Genomic DNA, 22,135 nt, shown 5'->3' with positions numbered 1-22,135 from the left:
CTCTGTAGGCGCGAGGCTTGCCCGCGAAGGCGTCGTCACAGCCACCATGAGTGTTGGATGTGATGGCCTCTTCGCGGGCAAGCCTCGCTCCTACAGGGTAGTGCGTTACTCCTGCACGAACTTCGCGCTGACATACGCAGAATAATCCGGCAACACCGTTTCTACCTTCCCTTGTTCCTTCAAGAACTTCGCCGTCTCGCCAATGGCCTTCGCCGTGCCGCCGTCCAGCAGCGCGGTGGTCTGTTGGGCCTTGGCATCCGGGAACGTTGAGCCGGCCAGTAACTCCGGCACATCCACCGCGTTAGCACCGGTCAATTTGGCGATTTTCTGCACCGGCACCGAGTCAGCCGTCCAGCTGTCTTTATGCGCGGCATAGTCGGCGAACGAGTCCAGGGTGACCCTGGCGAATTTCGCCACAACGTCCGGATGCTTCTCGGCGTAATCCTTACGTGCCACCCACACTTCGAACGTCGGTGCGCCCCACTGACCCACCTGTGCGGCGTCGGTCAACGTCTTGCCCGTCTTGCGAATTTCCCCCAGCGCCGGCGACCAGACAAACGCGCCATCAATGTCACCACGCTTCCAGGCCGCAGCGATTTCCGCCGGTTGCAGGTTCACCACTTTGACCTTCGAGGCGTCCAGGCCCCAGTGCTTGAGCGCGCCGAGCAGGCTGTAGTGGGAGGTGGAAACGAACGGTGTGGCGATCGTCTTGCCGATCAAATATTCCGGTTTATCGATGCCGCTGCCGTTTCGCACCACCAGTGCTTCGGCGGCGTTGATTTGCGCGGAAACAATGAAAGCAACAATCGGCAGATTGCGCGAGGCGGCCGCGGCCAGCGGGCTTGAGCCAAGGTTGCCGATCTGTACGTCGCCGGACGCAATCGCCGTCACCACTTCCGGTCCGCTGTTGAAACGACGCCAGTCGATTTTTTCGCCGATGGTCTTTTCGTAAACGCCGTCGGCCTGAGGGACTTTGCTGGGGTCGATGCCGGTTTGATAACCGACGGTGAGGTTCGTCGCCTGAGCGCTGAGTGAAAATAATAGCGATACACAAACTATAACAATTGGTCTGGATAGTGCGCGTTTTGTTGTCATGGCGTCGCCTTTCGGTAGGGGGTTGTTTCCGAACTGCTTCAAAGCTAATCGATCTAAAAAACATCAAACAAATACCTTTTAGGAATTAGCTTATGAGCCGACCGCTCTGGCACGGGACGAGGAATGGAGATGAGCTTCATTCCTAAAAGGTATGAAAAAAGAACTGACCAATTCTTTTTGGGTTTGTAACGAACGCAAGACCCTGCAAGGACCAAAAAATCGGGGATTAGACCATGGTCGTAGACACATATAGTTACGATTGACTTGTGGGTCACGGTCTGGCGCTAATCGCGCATCTTAGGATCCCGGGCATTCGACCCAGGGCCAGGAACACAAGAATTAGAAACGAGAGGAGCTAAACAATGAACAAGTCCACCTTGGCCTTGGCCGTGGCCGTAGGGGTTTTGGCGCAGCAGGCAGGCGCCGCGGGTTTTATCGAAGACAGCAAGGCTTCCGTTAGTTCGCGTACCTATTACTTCGACGCTGACAACCGTGAAGGTGCCAAGACTCCTGGTAACCGGCAGCGAGAGGCTGCTGAGGGTCTGAAGTTCGATTACCGGTCGGGCTTCACTCAAGGTGTCGTAGGTTTCGGTATCGACGCCCAGGCAATGGTCGGTATTCATCTGGACGGTGGCAAGGGCCATCACCCGGACAATAACTCCTTCAGCCCTAGCGACTCCGATGGTTCGGCAGAGAGTTCGTGGAGCCGTGCAGCGGGCAACGTCAAGGCACGATTCTCGAAGACAGAGGCCCACTACGGTGGCGCTCTGCAACCAAACATGCCGATCCTGATTGCGAACGACAGCCGCGTGCTGCCACAGACCTTTGAAGGTGGCACCATCACCTCGAAGGAAATCGACAACTTCACCTTTAACGTAGGTCAGTTGGAGCATGCGACAGGTCGTGCATCCTCCAACAGCACTGGCCTGGCCGTGGCGGGTGGCACTCAGGACAGCAACCAGTTCCGCTACGCCGGTGCAGACTGGGCGGTCACCAAAGAGCTGACGCTGCAGTACTACTACGCGAATCTGGAAAACTACTACAAGCAGAACTTCCTCGGCCTGGTGCACGTCTACCCGATCGCTCCCAACCAGTCGTTCAAGACCGATCTTCGTTACTTCGACAGCAGCTCCGACGGCAAGAATGGCGACGCCGGCTACCAGTTCAACAACAACAGCGGCTACGCCAAGGAAAGGGGCGTGGTCGATAACAAGACCTGGAGCGCCACATTCACATATACCCTGGGTGGCAGCGCGTTTCTGCTCGGGCATCAGCGTGTCAGCGATGACGGCGGCTTCGTTTTCCTGAACCAGGGCAACGTGGTTGACGGCAGAGGGCGCAACGAAGGTGCTGGCGGCGCCAGCTTCTACTCGTTCACCGACGCCACGGTCGGCAGCTTTATCCGTGCCGGTGAAAATACCTCGTACGGCCAGTATTCCTATGACTTCGCTTCGTTGGGTGTGCCAGGCTTGAAAGCTTCGGCTGCTTACTTGTATGGCCAGGACATCAAGGCCACCAGCGGTGTGGGTAAGGACCTGAACGAGCGGGAAACCGACCTGCGTGTGGATTACGTGATTCAAACGGGTCCGCTCAAAGGGTTTGGCACGACGCTGCGTCACGGTATGTATCGCGGCAACACCAGCACCCTTGATCAGGATCAGACCCGTCTGATCTTCAACTACACCTACAGCTTCATGTAACAAGCGTCGTCAGAAAAAGCCTTGCCGGTCGGCAAGGCTTTTTTTTGTCCGTACATATTCCAAAAACATCACTAATAAGTATTTATTATTCTTTTTGGTTTTTTCTGTGAGCGCCTAAAGTAGGTCCCGTCCGGTATTCATCACAAGACCCGGCGTTAAGCAAAATAAATCACCCGTTAGAAGAACAGGTTCAGGAATCGAATTTGTAGCCGATACCTCGGATCTGTGCTGCGCAGGCATATTCCGAATCGCTATGAAAAAGTATTACAAAATTCTTTTTGGCTTTATGAAGATGTATCCTGCGCGGCCAAAAAGACCGGGCTAGAGAGTTCGGCAAAAATTGCGCGTCTTAGGATCCAGGGCATTCGACCCAGGGCCAGGAACACAAGTATTAGAAACGATAGGAGCGAAACAAATGAACAAGTCCACCTTGGCCCTGGCTGTGGCCGTCGGGGTTTTGGCGCAGCAGGCAGGCGCCGCCGGTTTCATCGAAGACAGCAAAGCTACTTTGGGGCTGCGTAACTTCTATATCAACACCGATAACCGTGATGGTCCGGGCGCGAACAAAAACGAAGAATGGGGCCAAGGCTTCGATCTGCGTTTCATCTCCGGTTACACCCAAGGCACTGTGGGCTTTGGCGTTGACGCTATCGGCCTGCTGGGCGTGCGTCTGGATTCGGGCGGCGGCACCAATGGTGCGGCAAACGGCGCGGCTTACGGCGGCACTGTGTTCCCAAGCAAGTCGAACGGTGAAGCGGTTGATAACTTCTCCAGCCTGGGCCTGACCGCCAAAGCCAAGATCTCCCAGACTGAATTGAAGCTGGGTACTCTGCAGCCGAAAAACCCGGTAATCGTCACCAACGACGGTCGTCTGCTGCCACAAACCTGGCAGGGTGGCCAGATCACTTCCGGCGAGATCAAGGACCTGACTCTGGTCGGTGGTCAGATCGAGCACGTGAAAGGTCGTAACTCCAGCAACAACGAGCAACTGTCGATCGGTGGTGCAAACCCTCGTATCGCCAACAGCAACAAGTTCATCTATGCCGGTGGTGACTACAAAATCACCAAAGACCTGACTGCCCAGTACTACTACGGCAACCTGGAAGATTTCTACAAGCAGCACTTCCTGGGTCTGGTTCACAACTGGGCTATCGGCCCGGGCGTTCTGAAATCTGACCTGCGTTATTTCAACAGCTCGGACGACGGCGCCAACGCCAACACCGCTGCTTACTTCAGCAACGGTAACTACAGCGGCGTGCCTAGCGGCAAAGGCAAGGTCGACAACAATCTGTACAGCGGCCTGTTCCTGTACACCGTTGCCGGTCACACCTTCGGTGGCGGTTATCAGGTTAGCAACGGCAGCAGCGACTTCCCTTGGCTGAACCAGGGCGACGGTTCGTCGAACTACACCATCACCGACATGCAAATCCAGAAGTTCGGCCGTGCCGGCGAACGCACCTGGCAAGCACGCTACTCGTTTGACTTCGCCAAAGTCGGCGTTCCAGGCCTGACCGCGGGCATGGTTTACCTGCGTGGTGATGACATCGATACCGTTGGCACCCGTGGCGCACAAGTGGCCAACAACGCTTCCGAGTGGGAGCGCGACCTGACTGTCGGTTACGTCGTACCGGAAGGCCCGTTGAAAAACGTTGGTTTCATGTGGAAAAACGCTACGTGGCGCACCAACATCCCGGGCGTTCGCTCCCAGGACGAAAACCGCCTGATCCTCAGCTACTCGATCCCGCTGTTGTAATAGCGCTCGCGTAACCGCTGAAAAAAAGCCCCGCCCGGCATCTCGCCGGGCGGGGCTTTTGCGTTTTCAAGGCGGGGTCACCCCCGTAATCCCGCCGTGAAAACTCCCTCTGTGCAACAACTCAAGGCCTTCTCGAACCTTGTGGGCGATGTTCGCCCCTGATGCTCGCGTAGGTCCAGTGAATAGATATTTAATATTCACTTATGATCTAAATAAATCGATATTTATTCTTTTTAAACCATAAGGAACACAGGCACAGTTGAGCCCGACAAGCACTCACCAGGAGCAGCACCATGAGCCTCAGACTGGGCGATATCGCCCCCGACTTCGAACAGGATTCCAGCGCCGGCACCCTCCGTTTCCACGAATGGCTGGGCGATAGCTGGGGCGTGCTGTTTTCCCATCCGGCAGACTTCACGCCGGTGTGCACCACCGAACTGGGCTTCACCGCAAAGCTGAAGGATGAATTCGCCCGTCGCGGTGTGAAAGCCATCGCCCTGTCCGTGGACCCGGTGGACTCGCACCACAAGTGGATCGAGGACATCAATGAAACCCAGAACACCCTCGTCAACTTCCCGATCCTGGCCGACGCGGACCGCAAGGTCTCGGACCTCTATGACCTGATCCACCCGAACGCCAATGACACGCTGACCGTGCGCTCGCTGTTTGTGATCGACCCGAACAAAAAGGTCAGGCTGACCATCACGTACCCGGCGAGCACCGGGCGTAATTTCCACGAGATCCTGCGAGTGATCGACTCGCTGCAACTCACCGACAACTACAAGGTGGCCACCCCGGCCAACTGGCAGGACGGCGATGAAGTGGTGATCGTGCCGTCGCTCAAGGATGAAGACGAAATCAAGAAGCGCTTTCCCAAGGGTTATCGCGCGGTGAAACCGTACCTGCGCCTGACGCCGCAACCCAACCGTTGAGTAAAAACTGTTCCCTGTAGGAGCGAGGCTTGCCCGCGAAGAGGCCATCACATCCAACAATGATAGTGGCTGTGACCTCGCCTTCGCGGGCAAGCCTCGCTACTACAGGAGAGCGATGCAAATTCCATAAAGCAGGGGATTTCAGGCCGTTTCGACGGCCTTTTTTTTCGCCCGTAAGAAGCGTTTTCTTATATCTCCAAAATGCATAACCAAATGAATAAATATGATTTATGGATATAAAAATCGCCTGTTAAGGTCACCTCCATCACAGCGAGATCGCAATCCGCGAATCGCCAACACCGTTCAAGGAATCGCCTGAATGCTGGTCGTCTCACTCGGTGGCAGTCCCAGCCAACGCTCCCGTTCCGGGGTGCTGCTGGAGCGCTCCCAACGCTGGTTGCAAGCGCAAGGTGTGGAAGTAGTGAGTTACCAGGTGCGGGACTTCCCGGCCGAAGACTTGCTGCATGCACGCTTCGACAGCCCGAAGGTGATCGACCTGCTGCAACAGATTGAAAATGCCGACGGCCTGTTGATCGCCACCCCGGTCTACAAGGCGTCGTTCTCCGGCGCACTGAAAACCGTGCTGGACCTGCTGCCCGAGCGTGCGTTGGACCACAAAGTGGTTTTGCCCATGGCTACCGGCGGCAGTATCGCCCACATGCTGGCGGTGGATTACGCGCTCAAGCCTGTGCTGTCGGCGTTCAAAGCCCAGGAAATGCTCCACGGGATTTTTGCCGTGGACAGCCAGATCGCTTACGGCGAAGGCAGCGTCCAGGCGCAGTTGGCGCCAGAGCTGGAACAACGACTGACTGAATCGCTGGAATTGTTTTTCAGCGCCATGGCCCGACGGCCGAAGCCGCTCGATCCGAACCTGTTGAACGAACGTTTGTTGAGTGCTCGCTGGAGCATTTAAGTCTCATCCGAATTTGCTTCACTCCACCTTACTCAGCCGCCAACGGCCAAGCAGGTGCAGCCAAAACCCAACCGCAAAAAAGGAGAGCGCCATGCGCACTGTCATTTTGCGTCGTGGTCTGGTCGCTCTGTTTGCAGCGGCTGTCACCTTCGGCGCCATTACTCAAGCTCAGGCCGAGACGCTTCGGATCGGTTATCAGAAGTACGGCACTTTGGTGCTGCTCAAAGCCAAAGGCACCCTCGAAAAACGCCTCGCCGCCCAAGGCGTGGACGTGCAATGGACTGAGTTCCCCGGCGGCCCGCAGCTGCTCGAAGGCTTGAACGTCGGCTCGATCGACTTCGGCGTCACCGGCGAAACCCCGCCGGTATTCGCTCAAGCGGCCGGCGCCGATTTGCTCTACGTCGCCTACGAACCGCCTGCGCCTCACAGCGAAGCGATCCTGGTGCCGAAGGACTCGCCGATCAAATCGGTGCAGGACCTCAAGGGCAAGAAAGTCGTACTGAACAAAGGCTCCAACGTCCATTACTTGCTGGTCCGCGCACTGGAAGACGCCGGCCTCAAATACACTGACATCCAGACAGTATTCCTGCCGCCGGCCGATGCCCGCGCTGCGTTCGAACGTGGCAGCGTCGATGCCTGGGTGATCTGGGACCCGTACCAGGCTGCCGCCGAACAGCAACTGCAAGCGCGCACCCTGCGCGATGGCCAGGGCATCGTCGACAACCACCAGTTCTACCTCGCGACCAAGCCATATGCGCAGAAGAATCCTGAGGTGATCAAGACCCTCGTGGAAGAAGTGCGCGCTGTCGGCGAGTGGTCCAAAGCCAATCCCGAAGACGTGACCAAGCAGGTTTCGCCACTGCTCGGCCTGCCGGCGGACATCACCCTGACTTCGGTGAAACGCCAGGGCTACGGCGCCCTGTTCCTCACGCCTGAAGTGGTCGCCGCCCAACAGAAAATCGCCGACAGCTTCTACCAGCTCAAGCTGATTCCGAAACAGTTGAGCATCAAAGACGTGATCTGGACGCCACCGGCCGCCCTTGCCAAAGCGCAGTAATCCGATTCCCCAAGGAGACCACTCCATGAGCCTCAATATTTTCTGGTTCCTGCCTACCCACGGCGACGGCCATTACCTTGGCACCGCCGAAGGCGCCCGCGCCGTCGACCACGGATACCTGCAACAAATCGCCCAAGCGGCGGATCGCCTGGGCTTCGGCGGGGTGTTGATTCCCACCGGTCGCTCCTGCGAAGACTCGTGGCTGGTGGCGGCGTCGCTGATCCCGGTGACCCAGCGCTTGAAGTTCCTTGTCGCGCTGCGCCCCGGGATCATTTCCCCGACGGTGGCCGCGCGTCAGGCAGCGACCCTGGATCGCTTATCCGGCGGCCGTGCGCTGTTCAATCTGGTGACCGGCGGTGATCCAGAAGAATTGGCCGGCGACGGTTTGTTCCTCAGCCACGAAGAGCGCTATCAAGCCTCGGTGGAATTCACCCGCATCTGGCGTCGCGTGCTGGAGGGCGAAACCGTTGATTACGACGGCCAGCACATCAGCGTGAAAGGCGCCAAGTTGCTCTATCCACCGATCCAGCAACCGCGTCCGCCGCTGTACTTCGGGGGCTCGTCGGAAGCGGCGCAAGACCTCGCGGCCGAGCAGGTGGAAATGGTCCTGACCTGGGGCGAACCACCGGAAGCCGTTGCCGAGAAGATTGAACAAGTGCGCGCCAAAGCCGCGAAGCTCGGTCGCACTGTGCGTTTCGGCATTCGATTACATGTGATCGTCCGCGAAACCACCGCCGAAGCCTGGCAAGCGGCGGATCGGCTGATTTCTCATCTGGACGACGAAACCATCGCCCGTGCCCAGGCTTCGCTGGCGCGCTTCGATTCGGTCGGCCAGCAACGCATGGCCGCGCTGCACGGCGGAAGCCGCGACAACCTCGAAGTCAGCCCCAACCTGTGGGCCGGTGTCGGCCTGGTGCGTGGCGGTGCCGGTACGGCGTTGGTGGGCGACGGACCGACCGTGGCTGCCCGCGTGAAGGAATACGCGGACCTGGGCATCGATACCTTCATCTTCTCCGGTTATCCACACCTGGAAGAGTCGTACCGAGTTGCGGAATTGTTGTTCCCGCACCTCGACATCGAACGTCCGGAGCTGCCCCAGGGCGCCAATTACGTCAGCCCGTTCGGTGAGATGGTCGCCAACGACATTCTTCCCAAAGCCGCGTCCCAGAGCTGAGGCGCGCCATGAAGAGAATTATCCATAACCTCGCGCCTTGGGCGTTGCCGGTGTTGCTGCTGGCGGTGTGGCAGTTGTCGGTGTCGGCGGGCTGGTTGTCGACACGGATTCTGCCGGCGCCGATCGCCGTGATCGAGGCCGGCGTGAGCCTGGTGCGCAGCGGTGAAATCTGGACGCACCTGGCGATCAGCGGCTGGCGTGCAGCCTTGGGCTTCACCATTGGCGGCGGCATCGGTCTGGCCTTGGGTTTCATCACCGGTCTGTCGAAGTGGGGCGAGCGCCTGCTCGACAGTTCGGTGCAGATGATCCGCAACGTGCCGCACCTGGCGCTGATTCCGCTGGTGATCCTGTGGTTCGGCATCGATGAGTCAGCGAAGATTTTCCTGGTGGCGTTGGGCACATTGTTCCCGATCTACCTCAACACCTATCACGGCATCCGCAACGTCGATCCGGCGTTGGTGGAAATGTCGCGCAGTTATGGCTTGTCCGGTTTCAGCCTGTTTCGCCAGGTGATTCTGCCGGGTGCGCTGCCTTCGATTCTGGTGGGTGTGCGTTTCGCGTTGGGCTTCATGTGGCTGACGCTGATCGTGGCGGAAACCATTTCCGCCAGCTCTGGCATCGGCTACCTGGCCATGAATGCCCGGGAGTTCCTGCAGACCGACGTGGTGGTGCTGGCGATCCTGATGTACGCCGTGCTGGGCAAGCTTGCCGACCTCGCGGCCCGTGGACTTGAACGTGTCTGGTTGCGCTGGCATCCGGCGTATCAGGTTGCCAAAGGAGGTGCCGCATGACCGCTCAACAACCTCCACGCCTGCTGCGCGGAATTCCGCTGGTGGTGCGCAAACTGCAAAAAACCTTTGGCTCGCGGCAAGTGCTGCGTGAGATCGATCTGCACATCCCGGCGGGTCAGTTTGTTGCCGTGGTCGGTCGTAGCGGTTGTGGCAAAAGTACCTTGCTGCGGTTGCTCGCCGGTCTCGACAAACCCACCGGTGGTGAATTGCTCGCAGGCTCCGCGCCGCTGAGCGATGCGCGGGAAGACACCCGACTGATGTTCCAGGAAGCGCGTTTGCTGCCGTGGAAGAAGGTCATCGACAACGTCGGCCTCGGGCTCAAGGGCAACTGGCGGCCTCAAGCGCTGGAAGCCTTGGAATCGGTCGGCCTGGCGGATCGCGCCAATGAGTGGCCCGCCGCATTGTCCGGTGGCCAGAAGCAACGCGTGGCCCTGGCCCGTGCGCTGATTCATCAACCGCGCTTGCTGCTGCTCGACGAACCCTTGGGCGCGCTGGATGCCCTGACCCGAATCGAAATGCAGCAACTGATCGAACGGCTCTGGCAGAAGCACGGCTTCACCGTGTTGCTGGTGACTCACGACGTCAGCGAAGCGGTGGCGATTGCCGATCGGGTGATCCTGATCGAAGAGGGCGAAGTCGGCCTCGACCTGCACGTTGAGCTGCCACGCCCTCGGGTCCGTGGCTCCCATCGGCTGGCGGCGCTGGAAACCGAAGTCCTCAATCGCGTGCTGGCGCTGCCCGGCGAACCGCCGGAACCGGAACCTGTTTCACCCTTGCCTACGCAACTGCGTTGGGCGCAATAACCCGCCTTATCCAATGACAGGAATCAACATCATGACTATCAAAGCCATCAACGTTCGTAACCAGTTCAAAGGCTCGATCAAGGAAATTGTATTGGGCGACGTACTGTCGGAAATCGACGTACAGACCGCCTCCGGCATCGTTACTTCGGTGATCACCACGCGTTCAGTGAAAGAACTGGAACTGGTGGTTGGCAGCGAAGTGATCGCGTTTGTGAAATCCACCGAGGTGTCGATCGCCAAGCTGTAAGGGTATGCACTGTGACCAGCCCCGGAGGACGTGAGCCCTTCGGGGTTTTTTATGCGTGTGAATCAGTGAATGCGGCGGTGCTGCCATCGCGAGCAGGGAATTGTGCGGTACACAAATGCTGTGTTCGACGAAGATCCAATGTGGGAGCGAGCCTGCTCGCGATGAGGCCATCGCAGCCGCCACAGAGATCAGGCTGAAACGGCGCGCTTCGGCAGGTAGGGCGGCAGATAAAGGCCCAAATAAGCATCAAACACCCGCATCCCTTCCTCGGCCATGCGCGGGGTGATCTGCCCATGTTGCTGCACCGAGCGCGCATAAACGCGGTCGCCGAGCTCCATCGCCAGCGCAAACACATCGACATCGGTCGGCAACTTCGGCAACTCGAAGTGATGATCGAACAGCTTGTGCATCAGGTCGCCCAGTTCGATGTCGTGCTGACGGTCGGCCTGGGTGACTTCGGTCAGGCCGTGCTGGGCGAGGATCAGTTGGCGGGCAGCGGCATCTTCGCCATAGATGTCGAGCATGCGCTGCTCCACGATTCGCGACAGGTCGCGCCAGCCGCTGAGGGCATGGTGGTCGATAGGTGCTTGCAGGCAGGCGCGGAACGCGGCGTGGACGTCGGCCGTCAAGGCTTCGAGCAGGGCCGGGACGCTGGCGAAGAAATGGTAGACGGAAGAGGGCGGGATCTCCGCGCGTTCGGCGACGCTGTAGATCGACAGGCTGGCCACACCTTCGGCCGCCAGCAGCGTGCGGGCGGCATCGAGTATCGAATCGATCCGGGCCTGGCTGCGGGCGCGGGGTTTGCGAATGGTGGCGGTGCGCGTCATTGGAGTCTCCTGCGGGGCAGGGGGCATTGTACGCAGAGCAGCCAGATGTGCCATCTCCCCTGTGGTGCCTACAGTCCCTGTGGCGAGGGAGCTTGCTCCCGCTGGAGGCCGAAGGACTCCCTTTAATCCGAAATGCGGTTCTGTCAGGCACGCCGCATTGACCGGTTTGGGGTCGCTTCGCGACCCAGCGGGAGCAAGCTCCCTCGCCACAGGGTTTGGTGTTCAGCCATAAAAAAACGCCGCAGGCTTTTAACAGCCTGCGGCGTTTGCTTTTTACTGCAACCGCTTACACGGTATGCAGGTACCAGTTGTACTCAAGGTCAGAGATGGAGTGTTCAAACTCCTCCAGCTCGCTTTCCTTACAAGCCACAAAGATATCGATGTATTTCGGATCGATGTACTTGGCCATGACTTCGCTGTCGTCCAGCTCGCGCAATGCATCACGCAGGTTGTTCGGCAGGCTCTGCTCGTTCTGCTCGTAGGAGTTGCCTTCCACGGGTGCGCCGGGCTCGATCTTGTTGGTCAAACCGTGGTGCACGCCTGCCAGGACCGAAGCCATCAGCAGGTACGGGTTGGCGTCGGCACCGGCCACACGGTGTTCGATGCGCACGGCATCTGCGGCACCGGTTGGAACGCGGATCGCTACGGTGCGGTTGTCCAGGCCCCAGCACGGCGAGTTCGGCACGTAGAACTGTGCGCCGAAACGACGGTAGGAGTTGACGTTCGGGCAGAGGAAAGCCATCTGCGCCGGTAGGGTCTCGAGCACACCGCCGATCGCGTGACGCAGTGCGGCGTTCTGCTCGGGATCCTCGCTGGCAAAAATGTTTTTGCCATCTTTATCAAGAATCGAAATGTGTACGTGCAGACCGTTGCCCGCCTGGCCCGGGTAAGGCTTGGCCATGAAGGTGGTATCCATCTCATGGTCGTAGGCGATGTTCTTGATCAGACGCTTGAGCAGGACTGCGTAGTCGCAAGCCTTGATCGGGTCGGCTACGTGGTGCAGGTTCACTTCGAACTGCGCCGGGGCACTTTCCTTGACGATCGCGTCGGCAGGGATGCCTTGCTCTTTCGCACCTTCCAGAATGTCCTGGAGGCAGTCGACGTATTCGTCGAGGTCGTCGATCAGGTACACCTGAGTCGAATGCGGGCGTTTGCCGGACACCGGCGAGCGCGGCGGTTGCGGACGACCGTTCACGTTCTCCTGGTCGATCAGGTAGAACTCCAGTTCGAACGCGGCGCAGATGGTCAGGCCCATCTCGTCGAACTTGCGAACCACATTGGCCAGCACTTCTCGCGGGTCGGCAAAGAACGGCTGGCCTTCGAGTTCGTGCATGGTCATCAACAGTTGCGCGGTAGGGCGCTTCTGCCAGGGTTCATTGCACAGGGTGTCAGGGATTGGATAGCAGATTCGGTCAGCATCGCCGATGTCCAGACCCAGGCCGGTGCTTTCCACCGTCGAGCCATTGATATCCAGAGCAAATAGAGAGGCCGGCAGGTTGATGCCTTTCTCGTAAACCTTGTGGAGGCTGGTGCGTTCAATGCGCTTGCCGCGCACCACACCATTCATATCCGCAATCAGAAGGTCAACGTACAGAACCTCAGGATGTTCCTTAAGGAACGCGTTCGCTTCGTTAAGCTGAACGGCACGCGGGGGTACCGACATGATGCAACACCTTTGTTGTTAAAAATATCAATCATTGATCTCTTCGGGTTTCAGTCAACCCGAACGGGATGCCGAAGTCAAGCGAGGCCTTTTTTGCCCTAAAAAAGCGCTCGTAGGGCTTTTTTGAGGCAGTTTGGGGCGTTTTTATGCCTTTGAGCGCTTTGGCGCCCGCGAGCTTGAGCGGGCCGTGTTGTATTTTTTACGGGGGTGTTGTGTAAAAAAATGAACAAGGCTAAGCTCGATTCAAACCCATAACAGCAATAATACCGGGGTGCTTCATGTCTCGCCTGCCGTTAATCGGCGTCGCCATCTGCTCAAGGCAGATCGGTCTGCATGCTTATCACATCAGTGGCGATCGTTGCGTCCACGCCAAGGCAAGCGTTGCCAACGGCGTGCCGTCGACTCTTCCTTCCCCGGCGAACCTGCTGGCGCCGTCCGATATTCTGGACGGTCTGCACGACATTCTCTTTACTGGCTCTCTTTCCAATATAGAACCGTTTTATCCAGTCGGCCCGACCAACGCGTCGGCTTCTGCTCATGATTCTGCACGCGCAACTACGCTATCGCTGACCCACGCCATTACCCGAGTGGGTAGTTGTGCGCGGCTATTGCAGTGGCAATCTGTATCACGCGACGCCCATGCGTCAAACAACGCCTGACTTATTAGAGTCAGGAAACTCAGCCTAAGAGGCATTTATGAGTAACAACCTCGACCAGCTCACCGATTGGTTGAAAGACCACAAGATCACAGAAGTCGAATGCATGATCGCCGACTTGACCGGGATCACCCGGGGTAAGATTTCGCCGACCAACAAGTTCATTGCCGAAAAAGGCATGCGCCTGCCCGAGAGCGTTCTGTTGCAGACCGTGACCGGCGACTATGTCGAAGACGACATCTATTACGAACTGCTTGACCCGGCCGACATCGACATGATCTGCCGCCCCGACCAGAACGCGGTTTACCTGGTGCCTTGGTCCATTGAGCCGACCGCCCAGGTGATCCACGACACTTACGACAAGCAGGGCAACCCGATCGAGCTGTCGCCGCGCAATGTGCTTAAAAAGGTCCTGAAACTCTATGCCGACAAAGGCTGGCAGCCGATCGTGGCGCCGGAAATGGAGTTTTACCTGACCAAACGCAGTGACGACCCTGACTACCCGCTGCAACCGCCGATTGGCCGTTCCGGGCGCCCGGAAATCGGTCGTCAGTCGTTCTCCATTGAGGCGGCAAACGAATTCGATCCGCTGTTTGAGGACGTCTACGACTGGTGCGAATTGCAGGAACTGGACCTCGACACGTTGATCCACGAGGACGGCACGGCGCAGATGGAAATCAACTTCCGTCACGGCGATGCCCTGTCCCTGGCCGACCAGATCCTGATCTTCAAACGCACTATGCGCGAAGCTGCGCTCAAGCACGACGTGGCGGCCACCTTCATGGCCAAGCCCATGACCGGCGAGCCGGGCAGTGCGATGCACTTGCACCAGAGCATCATCGACATCGAAACCGGCAAGAACGTTTTCTCCAATGAAGACGGGAGCATGAGCCAATTGTTCCTGCACCACATCGGTGGTTTGCAGAAGCTTATCCCCGAGTTGTTGCCGCTGTTCGCACCCAACGTCAACTCGTTCCGCCGCTTCCTGCCGGACACCTCGGCGCCGGTGAACGTGGAGTGGGGCGAAGAGAACCGCACTGTGGGCCTGCGGGTTCCGGATGCCGGGCCGCAAAACCGTCGGGTGGAAAACCGCCTGCCGGGCGCCGACGCCAACCCGTACCTGGCGATTGCCGCGAGCCTGCTCTGCGGTTACATCGGCATGGTCGAAGGCTTGAACCCGAGTGCGCCGGTGGTGGGCCGTGGCTATGAACGCCGCAACCTGCGCCTGCCACTGACCATCGAAGACGCGCTGGAACGCATGGAAAACAGCGCGACCGTCGAGAAATACCTGGGCAAGAAATTCATCACTGGCTACGTCGCGGTCAAGCGGGCCGAGCATGAAAACTTCAAGCGCGTCATCAGTTCGTGGGAGCGGGAATTCCTGCTCTTCGCCGTCTGATGCGCCGGGCGTCGCTGCACTTGGCGGCGCCCTTTACCGAAATCTTAGGAGAATTCGAATGACCAGCAACAACCCGCAAACCCGTGAATGGCAAGCCCTGAGCAACGATCACCACTTGGCCCCATTCAGCGACTTCAAACAGCTGAAAGAGAAAGGCCCGCGGATCATCACCAGCGCCAAGGGTGTTTACCTCTGGGACAGCGAAGGCAACAAGATCCTCGACGGCATGGCCGGCCTGTGGTGCGTTGCGATTGGCTACGGTCGCGATGAACTGGCCGATGCCGCCAGCAAACAAATGCGCGAACTGCCTTACTACAACCTGTTCTTCCAGACCGCTCACCCGCCGGTGCTGGAACTGGCCAAGGCCATCGCCGACATCGCGCCGCAAGGCATGAACCACGTGTTCTTCACCGGTTCCGGGTCCGAAGGCAACGACACCATGCTGCGGATGGTCCGCCACTATTGGGCGATCAAGGGCCAGCCGAAGAAGAAAGTCATCATCAGCCGCAAGAACGGCTATCACGGTTCCACCGTGGCCGGCGCGAGCCTGGGTGGCATGACCTACATGCACGAACAAGGCGACTTGCCGATCCCGGGCATCGTCCACATCGCCCAGCCGTACTGGTTCGCTGAAGGCGGCGACATGACACCGGAAGAGTTCGGTGTATGGGCGGCCAATCAGCTGGAAGAAAAGATTCTGGAAATCGGCGTGGACAACGTCGGTGCCTTTATTGCCGAGCCGATCCAGGGCGCCGGCGGCGTGATCATTCCGCCAGAGACCTACTGGCCGCGCATCAAGGAAATCCTCGCCAAGTACGACATTCTGTTCGTGGCAGACGAAGTGATCTGTGGTTTCGGCCGCACCGGTGAGTGGTTCGGTTCCGATTTCTACGACCTCAAGCCCGACATGATGACCATCGCCAAAGGCCTGACCTCCGGCTACATCCCGATGGGTGGTCTGATCGTGCGTGACGAAGTGGTCGCGGTGCTCAACGAAGGTGGCGATTTCAACCACGGTTTCACCTATTCCGGGCACCCGGTGGCCGCGGCGGTGGCACTGGAAAACATCCGCATCCTGCGCGAAGAAAAAATTATCGAGCGCGTTCATGCGGAAACGGCACCCTATTTGCAAAAGCGTCTACGGGAACTGAACGATCACCCGTTGGTGGGGGAAGTGCGTGGGGTCGGTCTGTTGGGGGCCATTGAGCTGGTTCAGGACAAGGCCACTCGCAAGCGTTACGAAGGCAAGGGCGTCGGCATGATCTGCCGCACGTTCTGCTTCGAAAACGGCCTGATCATGCGTGCCGTGGGGGACACCATGATCATTGCTCCGCCGCTGGTGATTACCAAGGCTGAAATCGATGAGCTGGTAACCAAGGCACGCAAGTGCCTGGACCTGACCCTGAGTGCGTTGCAGGGCTAAGTGCTAGGCTCTGGGCGGGAGTCATGAAACTTTCGCTCAGAGCAGTTCTAAAGGGAGGCCTTTCCTTGAAAGACCGCCTCGGATCTTGCCAGACTAGCCGCGGTTCCAGTTGTCCGGGTTCGGCCGCTGAACAAAGTGGTTCAAAAAAGAAAAAATTTGGAGCATTACGCATGAAGGCATTAGGAAAAAAGCTTGCTGGCAAGACACTCCTCGCCCTGTCCCTGATGGGCATAATGGCGGGTGCGGTTCAGGCGGACGACAAGGTGTTGCACGTCTATAACTGGTCCGACTACATCGCACCGGACACCATCAAGAAGTTCGAAACCGAGTCCGGCATCAAGGTTGTCTACGACGTATTCGACAGTAACGAAACCCTGGAAGCCAAGTTGCTGGCAGGCAAGTCCGGTTACGACATCGTCGTGCCGTCGAACAACTTCCTGGCCAAGCAGATCAAGGCCGGCGTTTACCAGAAGCTGGACAAGTCCAAGCTGCCTAACTGGAAAAACCTGAACACCGACCTGCTCAAAGCGGTATCGGTGAGCGACCCGGGCAACGAACACGCTTTCCCGTACATGTGGGGTTCGATCGGCATCGGCTTCAACGCCGAGAAGGTCAAGGCTGCACTGGGTGCCGATGCGCCAACCAATTCCTGGGACCTGCTGTTCAAACCTGAAAACGCCGCCAAGTTGAAGTCGTGCGGTATCAGTTTCCTCGATTCGCCAACCGAGATGATTCCGGTGGCGTTGCACTACCTGGGCTATCCAACCGACAGCCAGGACAAAAAACAACTGGCCGAAGCCGAAGCACTGTTCCTGAAGATTCGTCCTTCGGTGGGCTACTTCCACTCGTCCAAGTACATCTCCGACCTGGCCAACGGCAACATCTGCGTGGCCGTGGGTTACTCGGGTGACATCTACCAGGCCAAGTCCCGCGCGGCTGAAGCCGGTGACAAGGTGAAAGTCAGCTACAACATTCCGAAAGAAGGTGCCGGCAGCTTCTACGACATGGTCGCCATCCCTAAAGATGCCGAAAACGTCGAAGGCGCCTACAAGTTCATGACCTTCCTGCAGAAGCCGGAAATCATGGCCGAAATCACCAACGCCGTACGTTTCCCGAACGGTAACGCAGCCGCCACCGCTTTGGTTGATAAAGAAATCACCAGCGATCCAGGTATCTACCCGCCGGCAGACGTGTTGGCCAAGCTGTACGCGATTGCCGACTTGCCGGCCGCGACCCAGCGGATCATGACGCGCAGCTGGACCAAAATTAAATCGGGTAAATAAGTAAAACCCTGTAGCAGCTGCCGAAGGCTGCGTTGAGGTCCGAAGGGCCTCCGCTTTTTCAACAGCACAACTGCTCCGCAGCTGAACGCAGCCTGCGGCAGCTGCTACAGATCTTCATAAAGTTTGCTGGAACGGTTTTTCGAGGGTAAGTTGCGCGCCGGTTTTGTTGCTGGGCAGCCATGACTGTCATGTAACGCGGGGCAACTTGGGCCCAACTAATTTTAGAGGACCTCCACTTGCCTATTTTTTCTTTGTTGCGCAATGCCATGCTGGTCGGCGCCGGGCTGACACTCGCTGTCAGTGTCCAGGCCGCCGGCACTGTGCATATTTATAACTGGTCGGACTACATCGGTGCGACCACCCTGGCCGACTTCCAGAAAGAGACCGGCATCAAACCGGTCTACGACGTCTTCGACTCTAACGAAACCCTGGAAGGCAAGTTGCTGGCCGGGCGTACCGGTTACGACGTGGTCGTGCCGTCCAACCACTTCCTGGGCAAGCAGATCAAGGCGGGCGCTTTCCAGAAGCTCGACAAGAAGCTACTGACCAATTACTCCAACCTCGATCCGGTACTGCTCAAGCGTCTTGAGCAAAACGATCCGGGTAACCAATACGCCGTGCCTTACCTGTGGGGCACCAACGGCATCGGTTACAACGTCGACAAGATCAAGGCGGTGCTGGGCGTCGACAAGATCGATTCCTGGAGCGCGGTATTCGAACCTGAGAACATCAAGAAGCTGCACGCTTGCGGCGTGGCGTTCCTCGATTCCGCCGATGAAATGATGCCCACCGTCCTCAACTACATGGGCCTCAACGCCAACAGCACCAACCCCGAAGATTACAAAAAGGCCGAAGCCAAGTTGCTGGCGGTGCGCCCTTACGTGACGTACTTCCACTCCTCCAAATACATCGCGGACCTCGCCAACGGCGACATCTGCATTGCCATCGGTTTTTCCGGTGACATGTTTCAGGCCAAGGCCCGCGCGGAAGAAGCCGGCAAGGGCATGAACATCGCCTACTCGATTCCGAAAGAGGGCGGCGCGCTCTGGTTCGACATGCTGGCGATCCCCAAGGATGCGGCCAACGTCAAAGAAGCCCACGCCTTTATCAACTATTTGTTGAAACCCGAGGTGATCGCACAGGTCAGTGATTCTGTTGGCTATGCGAACCCCAACCCTGGCTCGGACAAATTGATGGAGCAGTCCATTCGCACCGACGAGTCGGTTTATCCACCGCAAGCCGTCCTCGACAAGACCTACGTGTCGGTCGAGTTACCACCAAACATTCAACGTTTGATGACCCGCAGCTGGACCAAGGTCAAGTCGGGTAAATAGCTTCAAGGCTCAAACTATCCAAGGTTGGCTCACCTTGAGCGAACTGCACTCTTTTTTTCTGGGAGTTTCGTAAATGGCAGTTGCCTCCGGCGCCTATAAGAAAGCCCTCGAGGGCGACCAGACACCTAAACAGGTGCTGGTCAAAATCGACCGGGTCACGAAGAAGTTCGACGAGACGATTGCCGTGGACGATGTGTCCCTGGAAATCAAGAAAGGCGAGATTTTCGCTCTGCTCGGCGGTTCGGGATCGGGCAAGTCCACGTTGCTGCGCATGCTCGCAGGCTTCGAACGGCCCACGGAGGGGCGCATTTTCCTCGATGGCGTAGACATCACTGACATGCCGCCGTACGAGCGGCCGATCAACATGATGTTCCAGTCCTATGCGTTGTTCCCGCACATGACCGTGGCGCAGAACATCGCGTTCGGCCTCAAGCAGGACAAGCTTTCCGGCGCGGAAATCGATGCTCGCGTAGCCGATATGCTCAAGCTGGTACAGATGAGCCAGTACGCCAAGCGCAAGCCGCATCAGTTGTCTGGCGGTCAGCGTCAACGTGTGGCCCTGGCGCGTTCTCTCGCCAAGCGGCCGAAGCTGTTGCTGCTCGACGAACCGATGGGTGCGCTGGACAAGAAGCTGCGTTCGCAAATGCAGCTGGAGCTGGTGGAGATCATCGAGCGCGTCGGCGTAACCTGCGTCATGGTGACCCACGACCAGGAAGAGGCCATGACCATGGCCGAGCGCATCGCGATCATGCACCTGGGCTGGATCGCCCAGATCGGCAGCCCGATCGACATCTACGAAACCCCGACCAGCCGCCTGGTCTGCGAGTTCATCGGCAACGTCAACATCTTCGACGGTGAAGTGATCGACGACGCCGAAGGCCACGCGATCATCACCTGCAAGGATCTCGACCGGAAGATCTACGTGGGCCACGGCATCAGCACCTCGGTGCAGGACAAATCCGTGACCTACGCGATCCGTCCGGAAAAACTGCTGGTGACCCCGACCATGCCGACCTGCGAATACAACTGGTCCAGCGGCAAGGTGCACGACATCGCCTACCTCGGCGGTCACTCGGTGTTCTACGTCGAGCTGCCGAGCGGCAAGATCGTCCAGTCGTTCGTCGCCAACGCCGAGCGCCGCGGCCAGCGCCCAACTTGGGGTGATCAGGTCTACGTGTACTGGGAAGACGACAGCGGCGTGGTACTTCGCTCATGAACATGCGCAAATTCAAACGCCGCCTCAATCGAATAATTCCCGGTGGCCGCCAGCTGGTCATCGGGGTTCCGTTCATCTGGCTGTTCCTGTTCTTCATGCTGCCGTTCTTCATCGTCCTGAAGATCAGCTTCGCTGAAGCCGACGTAGCCATTCCGCCGTACACCGAGATCTACAATTTCGTTGACCAGAAGCTGCAGGTGCTGCTCAACCTCGGCAACTACGCGATGCTGGCCGGCGACGAGTTGTACATCGCCGCTTACCTCGGTTCGTTGAAGATGGCGCTGATCAGCACCATCCTCTGTTTGCTGATCGGCTACCCGATGGCCTATGCCATCGCCAGTGCCCGTAAAGAGATGCAAACGGTGTTGGTGCTGCTGATCATGATGCCGACCTGGACCGCGATCCTGATCCGCGTCTACGCGTGGATGGGCATCCTCAGCAACAACGGCTTGCTCAACGGTTTCCTGATGACCATGGGCTGGATCGACGAACCGCTGCAGATCCTCAACACCAACCTCGCCGTGTACATCGGCGTGGTGTATTCGTACCTGCCATTCATGATCCTGCCGCTCTACGCCAACCTGGTGAAGCACGACAACAGTTTGCTGGAAGCCGCATCGGACCTGGGTTCGAGCACGTTCAACAGCTTCTGGAAGATCACTATTCCATTGTCCAAGAACGGCATTGTCGCCGGTTGCATGCTGGTGTTCATTCCGGTGGTGGGCGAGTTCGTGATCCCGGAACTGCTCGGCGGTCCGGAAACCCTGATGATCGGTAAAGTGCTCTGGCAAGAGTTCTTCAACAACCGTGACTGGCCGGTGGCCTCTGCGCTGGCGGTGGTCATGCTGCTGATCCTGATTGTGCCAATCATCCTGTTCAACCGTAGTCAGGCCAAAGAAATGGAGGGTAAAGAATGAAGCGCTTCCGTTTCTCGAGTTTCATGCTGATCGCGGGCTTGCTGTTCATCTACGCGCCGATGCTGATCCTGGTGATCTACTCGTTCAACGCCTCCAAACTGGTGACGGTATGGGGGGGCTGGTCGATAAAGTGGTACGTCGGCTTGATGGATAACACGCAACTGATGGGCTCGGTGGTGCGCTCGCTGGAAATCGCCTGCTACACGGCGGTGGCGGCGGTGGCGCTGGGTACGTTGGCGGCGTTCGTCCTGACTCGGATCACCCACTTCAAGGGACGCACGTTGTTCGGTGGCCTGGTCACCGCGCCGCTGGTGATGCCCGAAGTGATCACCGGTCTGTCGCTGTTGCTACTGTTCGTGGCCATGGCGCAGATGATCGGTTGGCCGCAGGAACGCGGCATCGTCACCATCTGGATCGCTCACACCACGTTCTGTGCGGCGTATGTGGCGGTGGTGGTGTCGGCGCGCTTGCGTGAGCTGGACTTGTCCATCGAAGAAGCGGCCATGGACCTCGGTGCGCGGCCGTGGAAGGTGTTTTTCCTGATCACCATTCCGATGATCGCGCCATCGCTGGGTGCCGGCGGCATGATGTCGTTTGCCCTGTCCCTGGATGACCTGGTGCTGGCGAGCTTCGTGTCCGGTCCGGGTTCGACGACCCTGCCGATGGAAGTGTTCTCGGCGGTGCGTCTGGGGGTCAAACCCGAGATCAACGCCGTGGCCAGCCTGATTCTGCTGGCGGTTTCGCTGATGACCTTCCTGGTCTGGTTCTTCAGCCGCCGTGCCGAAGAAGCGCGCAAGCGTGCGATTCAGCAGGCGATCGAAGAAAGTGCTGCCGACTCCTGGAAACAACCGGATGTGCGTCGCGCCCAGGCGCCGGAAGCGGCTTGAGCTTGACGGGTTGATCACAACTCTGTGGTCAACCCGAATCCCATGTGGGAGCGGCGGTGCGACGA

Annotated in this window: 19 protein-coding genes and 1 pseudogene; 17 read left to right on the top strand and 3 right to left on the bottom strand. The window is 58.3% G+C overall.

Annotated elements, in window-relative coordinates:
* Nucleotides 1–105: 105 nt before the first annotated feature.
* Nucleotides 106–1,095: a taurine ABC transporter substrate-binding protein gene (tauA, locus tag ACA051_RS28295; protein ID WP_497372760.1), complete on the bottom strand. Its 990-nt coding sequence runs from the start codon at nucleotides 1,093–1,095 to the stop codon at nucleotides 106–108.
* 362 nt (nucleotides 1,096–1,457) lie between these two features.
* Here tauA and ACA051_RS28290 point away from each other — a divergent pair, with 362 nt between their 5' ends.
* The 9 genes from ACA051_RS28290 to ACA051_RS28250 all read left to right on the top strand — a co-directional run bounded on the left by ACA051_RS28290 (nucleotide 1,458) and on the right by ACA051_RS28250 (nucleotide 10,465).
* On the top strand, nucleotides 1,458–2,795 hold the full coding sequence (locus ACA051_RS28290; protein WP_497372758.1) for an OprD family outer membrane porin: 1,338 nt from the start codon (nucleotides 1,458–1,460) through the stop codon (nucleotides 2,793–2,795).
* A 415-nt stretch (nucleotides 2,796–3,210) separates the two neighbouring features.
* A complete protein-coding gene (locus ACA051_RS28285) occupies nucleotides 3,211–4,548 on the top strand; it encodes an OprD family porin (protein WP_497372756.1) in 1,338 nt (445 codons plus the stop codon).
* A 293-nt stretch (nucleotides 4,549–4,841) separates the two neighbouring features.
* Entirely contained in the window at nucleotides 4,842–5,480 is a 639-nt protein-coding gene (locus ACA051_RS28280) for a peroxiredoxin (RefSeq protein WP_282479586.1), read from the top strand.
* Nucleotides 5,481–5,799: 319 nt separating this feature from the next.
* Nucleotides 5,800–6,393 (top strand): NADPH-dependent FMN reductase, encoded by a 594-nt coding sequence (ssuE, locus tag ACA051_RS28275; protein WP_497372754.1) that lies wholly within the window; start codon nucleotides 5,800–5,802, stop codon nucleotides 6,391–6,393.
* A gap of 91 nt (nucleotides 6,394–6,484) precedes the next feature.
* On the top strand, nucleotides 6,485–7,450 hold the full coding sequence (locus ACA051_RS28270; RefSeq protein ID WP_497372752.1) for a sulfonate ABC transporter substrate-binding protein: 966 nt from the start codon (nucleotides 6,485–6,487) through the stop codon (nucleotides 7,448–7,450).
* Nucleotides 7,451–7,475: 25 nt separating this feature from the next.
* Complete coding sequence (gene ssuD / locus ACA051_RS28265) at nucleotides 7,476–8,624, top strand: FMNH2-dependent alkanesulfonate monooxygenase (protein ID WP_497372750.1); 1,149 nt, start codon at nucleotides 7,476–7,478, stop codon at nucleotides 8,622–8,624.
* Between the two features lie 8 nt (nucleotides 8,625–8,632).
* Nucleotides 8,633–9,415, top strand: coding sequence for an aliphatic sulfonate ABC transporter permease SsuC (ssuC, locus tag ACA051_RS28260; protein ID WP_497372748.1), 783 nt, complete (start codon nucleotides 8,633–8,635; stop codon nucleotides 9,413–9,415).
* Complete coding sequence (ssuB, locus tag ACA051_RS28255) at nucleotides 9,412–10,218, top strand: aliphatic sulfonates ABC transporter ATP-binding protein (protein WP_253433467.1); 807 nt, start codon at nucleotides 9,412–9,414, stop codon at nucleotides 10,216–10,218. Before ssuC ends, ssuB begins: the two co-directional genes overlap by 4 nt.
* A gap of 31 nt (nucleotides 10,219–10,249) precedes the next feature.
* Nucleotides 10,250–10,465, top strand: a complete 216-nt coding sequence (locus ACA051_RS28250) for a TOBE domain-containing protein (protein WP_003229256.1) — start codon at nucleotides 10,250–10,252, stop codon at nucleotides 10,463–10,465.
* Nucleotides 10,466–10,653: 188 nt separating this feature from the next.
* Here ACA051_RS28250 and ACA051_RS28245 read toward each other — a convergent pair whose 3' ends face one another.
* Together ACA051_RS28245 and ACA051_RS28240 are read right to left on the bottom strand one after the other, a co-directional pair.
* Complete coding sequence (locus ACA051_RS28245) at nucleotides 10,654–11,292, bottom strand: TetR/AcrR family transcriptional regulator (RefSeq protein ID WP_497372746.1); 639 nt, start codon at nucleotides 11,290–11,292, stop codon at nucleotides 10,654–10,656.
* Between the two features lie 286 nt (nucleotides 11,293–11,578).
* Nucleotides 11,579–12,955 carry a glutamine synthetase family protein gene (locus tag ACA051_RS28240; RefSeq protein WP_090178366.1) on the bottom strand — a complete coding sequence of 459 codons (1,377 nt, stop codon included), beginning with the start codon at nucleotides 12,953–12,955 and terminating at the stop codon, nucleotides 11,579–11,581.
* Nucleotides 12,956–13,233: 278 nt separating this feature from the next.
* Between ACA051_RS28240 and ACA051_RS28235 the strand changes: the two are divergent.
* The 8 genes and pseudogenes from ACA051_RS28235 to ACA051_RS28200 form a co-directional block, all read left to right on the top strand.
* Nucleotides 13,234–13,548, top strand: a pseudogene (locus ACA051_RS28235) (gamma-glutamyl-gamma-aminobutyrate hydrolase family protein); the annotation flags it as partial.
* A gap of 103 nt (nucleotides 13,549–13,651) precedes the next feature.
* Nucleotides 13,652–15,010, top strand: coding sequence for a glutamine synthetase family protein (locus ACA051_RS28230; protein ID WP_497306236.1), 1,359 nt, complete (start codon nucleotides 13,652–13,654; stop codon nucleotides 15,008–15,010).
* 58 nt (nucleotides 15,011–15,068) lie between these two features.
* Nucleotides 15,069–16,433: an aspartate aminotransferase family protein gene (locus ACA051_RS28225; RefSeq protein ID WP_497306234.1), complete on the top strand. Its 1,365-nt coding sequence runs from the start codon at nucleotides 15,069–15,071 to the stop codon at nucleotides 16,431–16,433.
* 170 nt (nucleotides 16,434–16,603) lie between these two features.
* On the top strand, nucleotides 16,604–17,716 hold the full coding sequence (locus tag ACA051_RS28220) for a polyamine ABC transporter substrate-binding protein (protein WP_497306232.1): 1,113 nt from the start codon (nucleotides 16,604–16,606) through the stop codon (nucleotides 17,714–17,716).
* A gap of 236 nt (nucleotides 17,717–17,952) precedes the next feature.
* A complete protein-coding gene (locus ACA051_RS28215; RefSeq protein WP_497372744.1) occupies nucleotides 17,953–19,050 on the top strand; it encodes a polyamine ABC transporter substrate-binding protein in 1,098 nt (365 codons plus the stop codon).
* Nucleotides 19,051–19,123: 73 nt separating this feature from the next.
* Nucleotides 19,124–20,266: an ABC transporter ATP-binding protein gene (locus ACA051_RS28210; protein WP_497306229.1), complete on the top strand. Its 1,143-nt coding sequence runs from the start codon at nucleotides 19,124–19,126 to the stop codon at nucleotides 20,264–20,266.
* Nucleotides 20,267–20,301: 35 nt separating this feature from the next.
* Nucleotides 20,302–21,183 carry an ABC transporter permease subunit gene (locus ACA051_RS28205; RefSeq protein WP_497375644.1) on the top strand — a complete coding sequence of 294 codons (882 nt, stop codon included), beginning with the start codon at nucleotides 20,302–20,304 and terminating at the stop codon, nucleotides 21,181–21,183.
* Nucleotides 21,180–22,070 carry an ABC transporter permease subunit gene (locus tag ACA051_RS28200; RefSeq protein ID WP_403107591.1) on the top strand — a complete coding sequence of 297 codons (891 nt, stop codon included), beginning with the start codon at nucleotides 21,180–21,182 and terminating at the stop codon, nucleotides 22,068–22,070. The genes ACA051_RS28205 and ACA051_RS28200 overlap by 4 nt, the downstream gene beginning before the upstream one ends.
* Nucleotides 22,071–22,135 lie beyond the last annotated feature (65 nt).

It is taken from the genome of Pseudomonas sp. LBUM1669 (genome assembly GCF_059695705.1).
Note: the sequence above shows the minus strand (reverse complement) of the source record. Positions and strands in the feature narration are given on the sequence as shown.

Excerpts from the sequence above, each read along its gene's own strand:
- tauA (WP_497372760.1), bottom strand. The coding sequence starts at position 1,095 with ATGACAACAAAACGCGCACTATCCAGACCAATTGTTATAGTTTGTGTA.
- ssuB (WP_253433467.1), top strand. The coding sequence starts at position 9,412 with ATGACCGCTCAACAACCTCCACGCCTGCTGCGCGGAATTCCGCTGGTG.
- ACA051_RS28200 (WP_403107591.1), top strand. The coding sequence starts at position 21,180 with ATGAAGCGCTTCCGTTTCTCGAGTTTCATGCTGATCGCGGGCTTGCTG.
- ACA051_RS28250 (WP_003229256.1), top strand. The coding sequence starts at position 10,250 with ATGACTATCAAAGCCATCAACGTTCGTAACCAGTTCAAAGGCTCGATC.
- ssuD (WP_497372750.1), top strand. The coding sequence starts at position 7,476 with ATGAGCCTCAATATTTTCTGGTTCCTGCCTACCCACGGCGACGGCCAT.
- ssuE (WP_497372754.1), top strand. The coding sequence starts at position 5,800 with ATGCTGGTCGTCTCACTCGGTGGCAGTCCCAGCCAACGCTCCCGTTCC.
- ACA051_RS28220 (WP_497306232.1), top strand. The coding sequence starts at position 16,604 with ATGAAGGCATTAGGAAAAAAGCTTGCTGGCAAGACACTCCTCGCCCTG.
- ACA051_RS28270 (WP_497372752.1), top strand. The coding sequence starts at position 6,485 with ATGCGCACTGTCATTTTGCGTCGTGGTCTGGTCGCTCTGTTTGCAGCG.
- ACA051_RS28245 (WP_497372746.1), bottom strand. The coding sequence starts at position 11,292 with ATGACGCGCACCGCCACCATTCGCAAACCCCGCGCCCGCAGCCAGGCC.
- ACA051_RS28225 (WP_497306234.1), top strand. The coding sequence starts at position 15,069 with ATGACCAGCAACAACCCGCAAACCCGTGAATGGCAAGCCCTGAGCAAC.
- ACA051_RS28280 (WP_282479586.1), top strand. The coding sequence starts at position 4,842 with ATGAGCCTCAGACTGGGCGATATCGCCCCCGACTTCGAACAGGATTCC.
- ssuC (WP_497372748.1), top strand. The coding sequence starts at position 8,633 with ATGAAGAGAATTATCCATAACCTCGCGCCTTGGGCGTTGCCGGTGTTG.
- ACA051_RS28210 (WP_497306229.1), top strand. The coding sequence starts at position 19,124 with ATGGCAGTTGCCTCCGGCGCCTATAAGAAAGCCCTCGAGGGCGACCAG.
- ACA051_RS28290 (WP_497372758.1), top strand. The coding sequence starts at position 1,458 with ATGAACAAGTCCACCTTGGCCTTGGCCGTGGCCGTAGGGGTTTTGGCG.
- ACA051_RS28230 (WP_497306236.1), top strand. The coding sequence starts at position 13,652 with ATGAGTAACAACCTCGACCAGCTCACCGATTGGTTGAAAGACCACAAG.
- ACA051_RS28285 (WP_497372756.1), top strand. The coding sequence starts at position 3,211 with ATGAACAAGTCCACCTTGGCCCTGGCTGTGGCCGTCGGGGTTTTGGCG.
- ACA051_RS28240 (WP_090178366.1), bottom strand. The coding sequence starts at position 12,955 with ATGTCGGTACCCCCGCGTGCCGTTCAGCTTAACGAAGCGAACGCGTTC.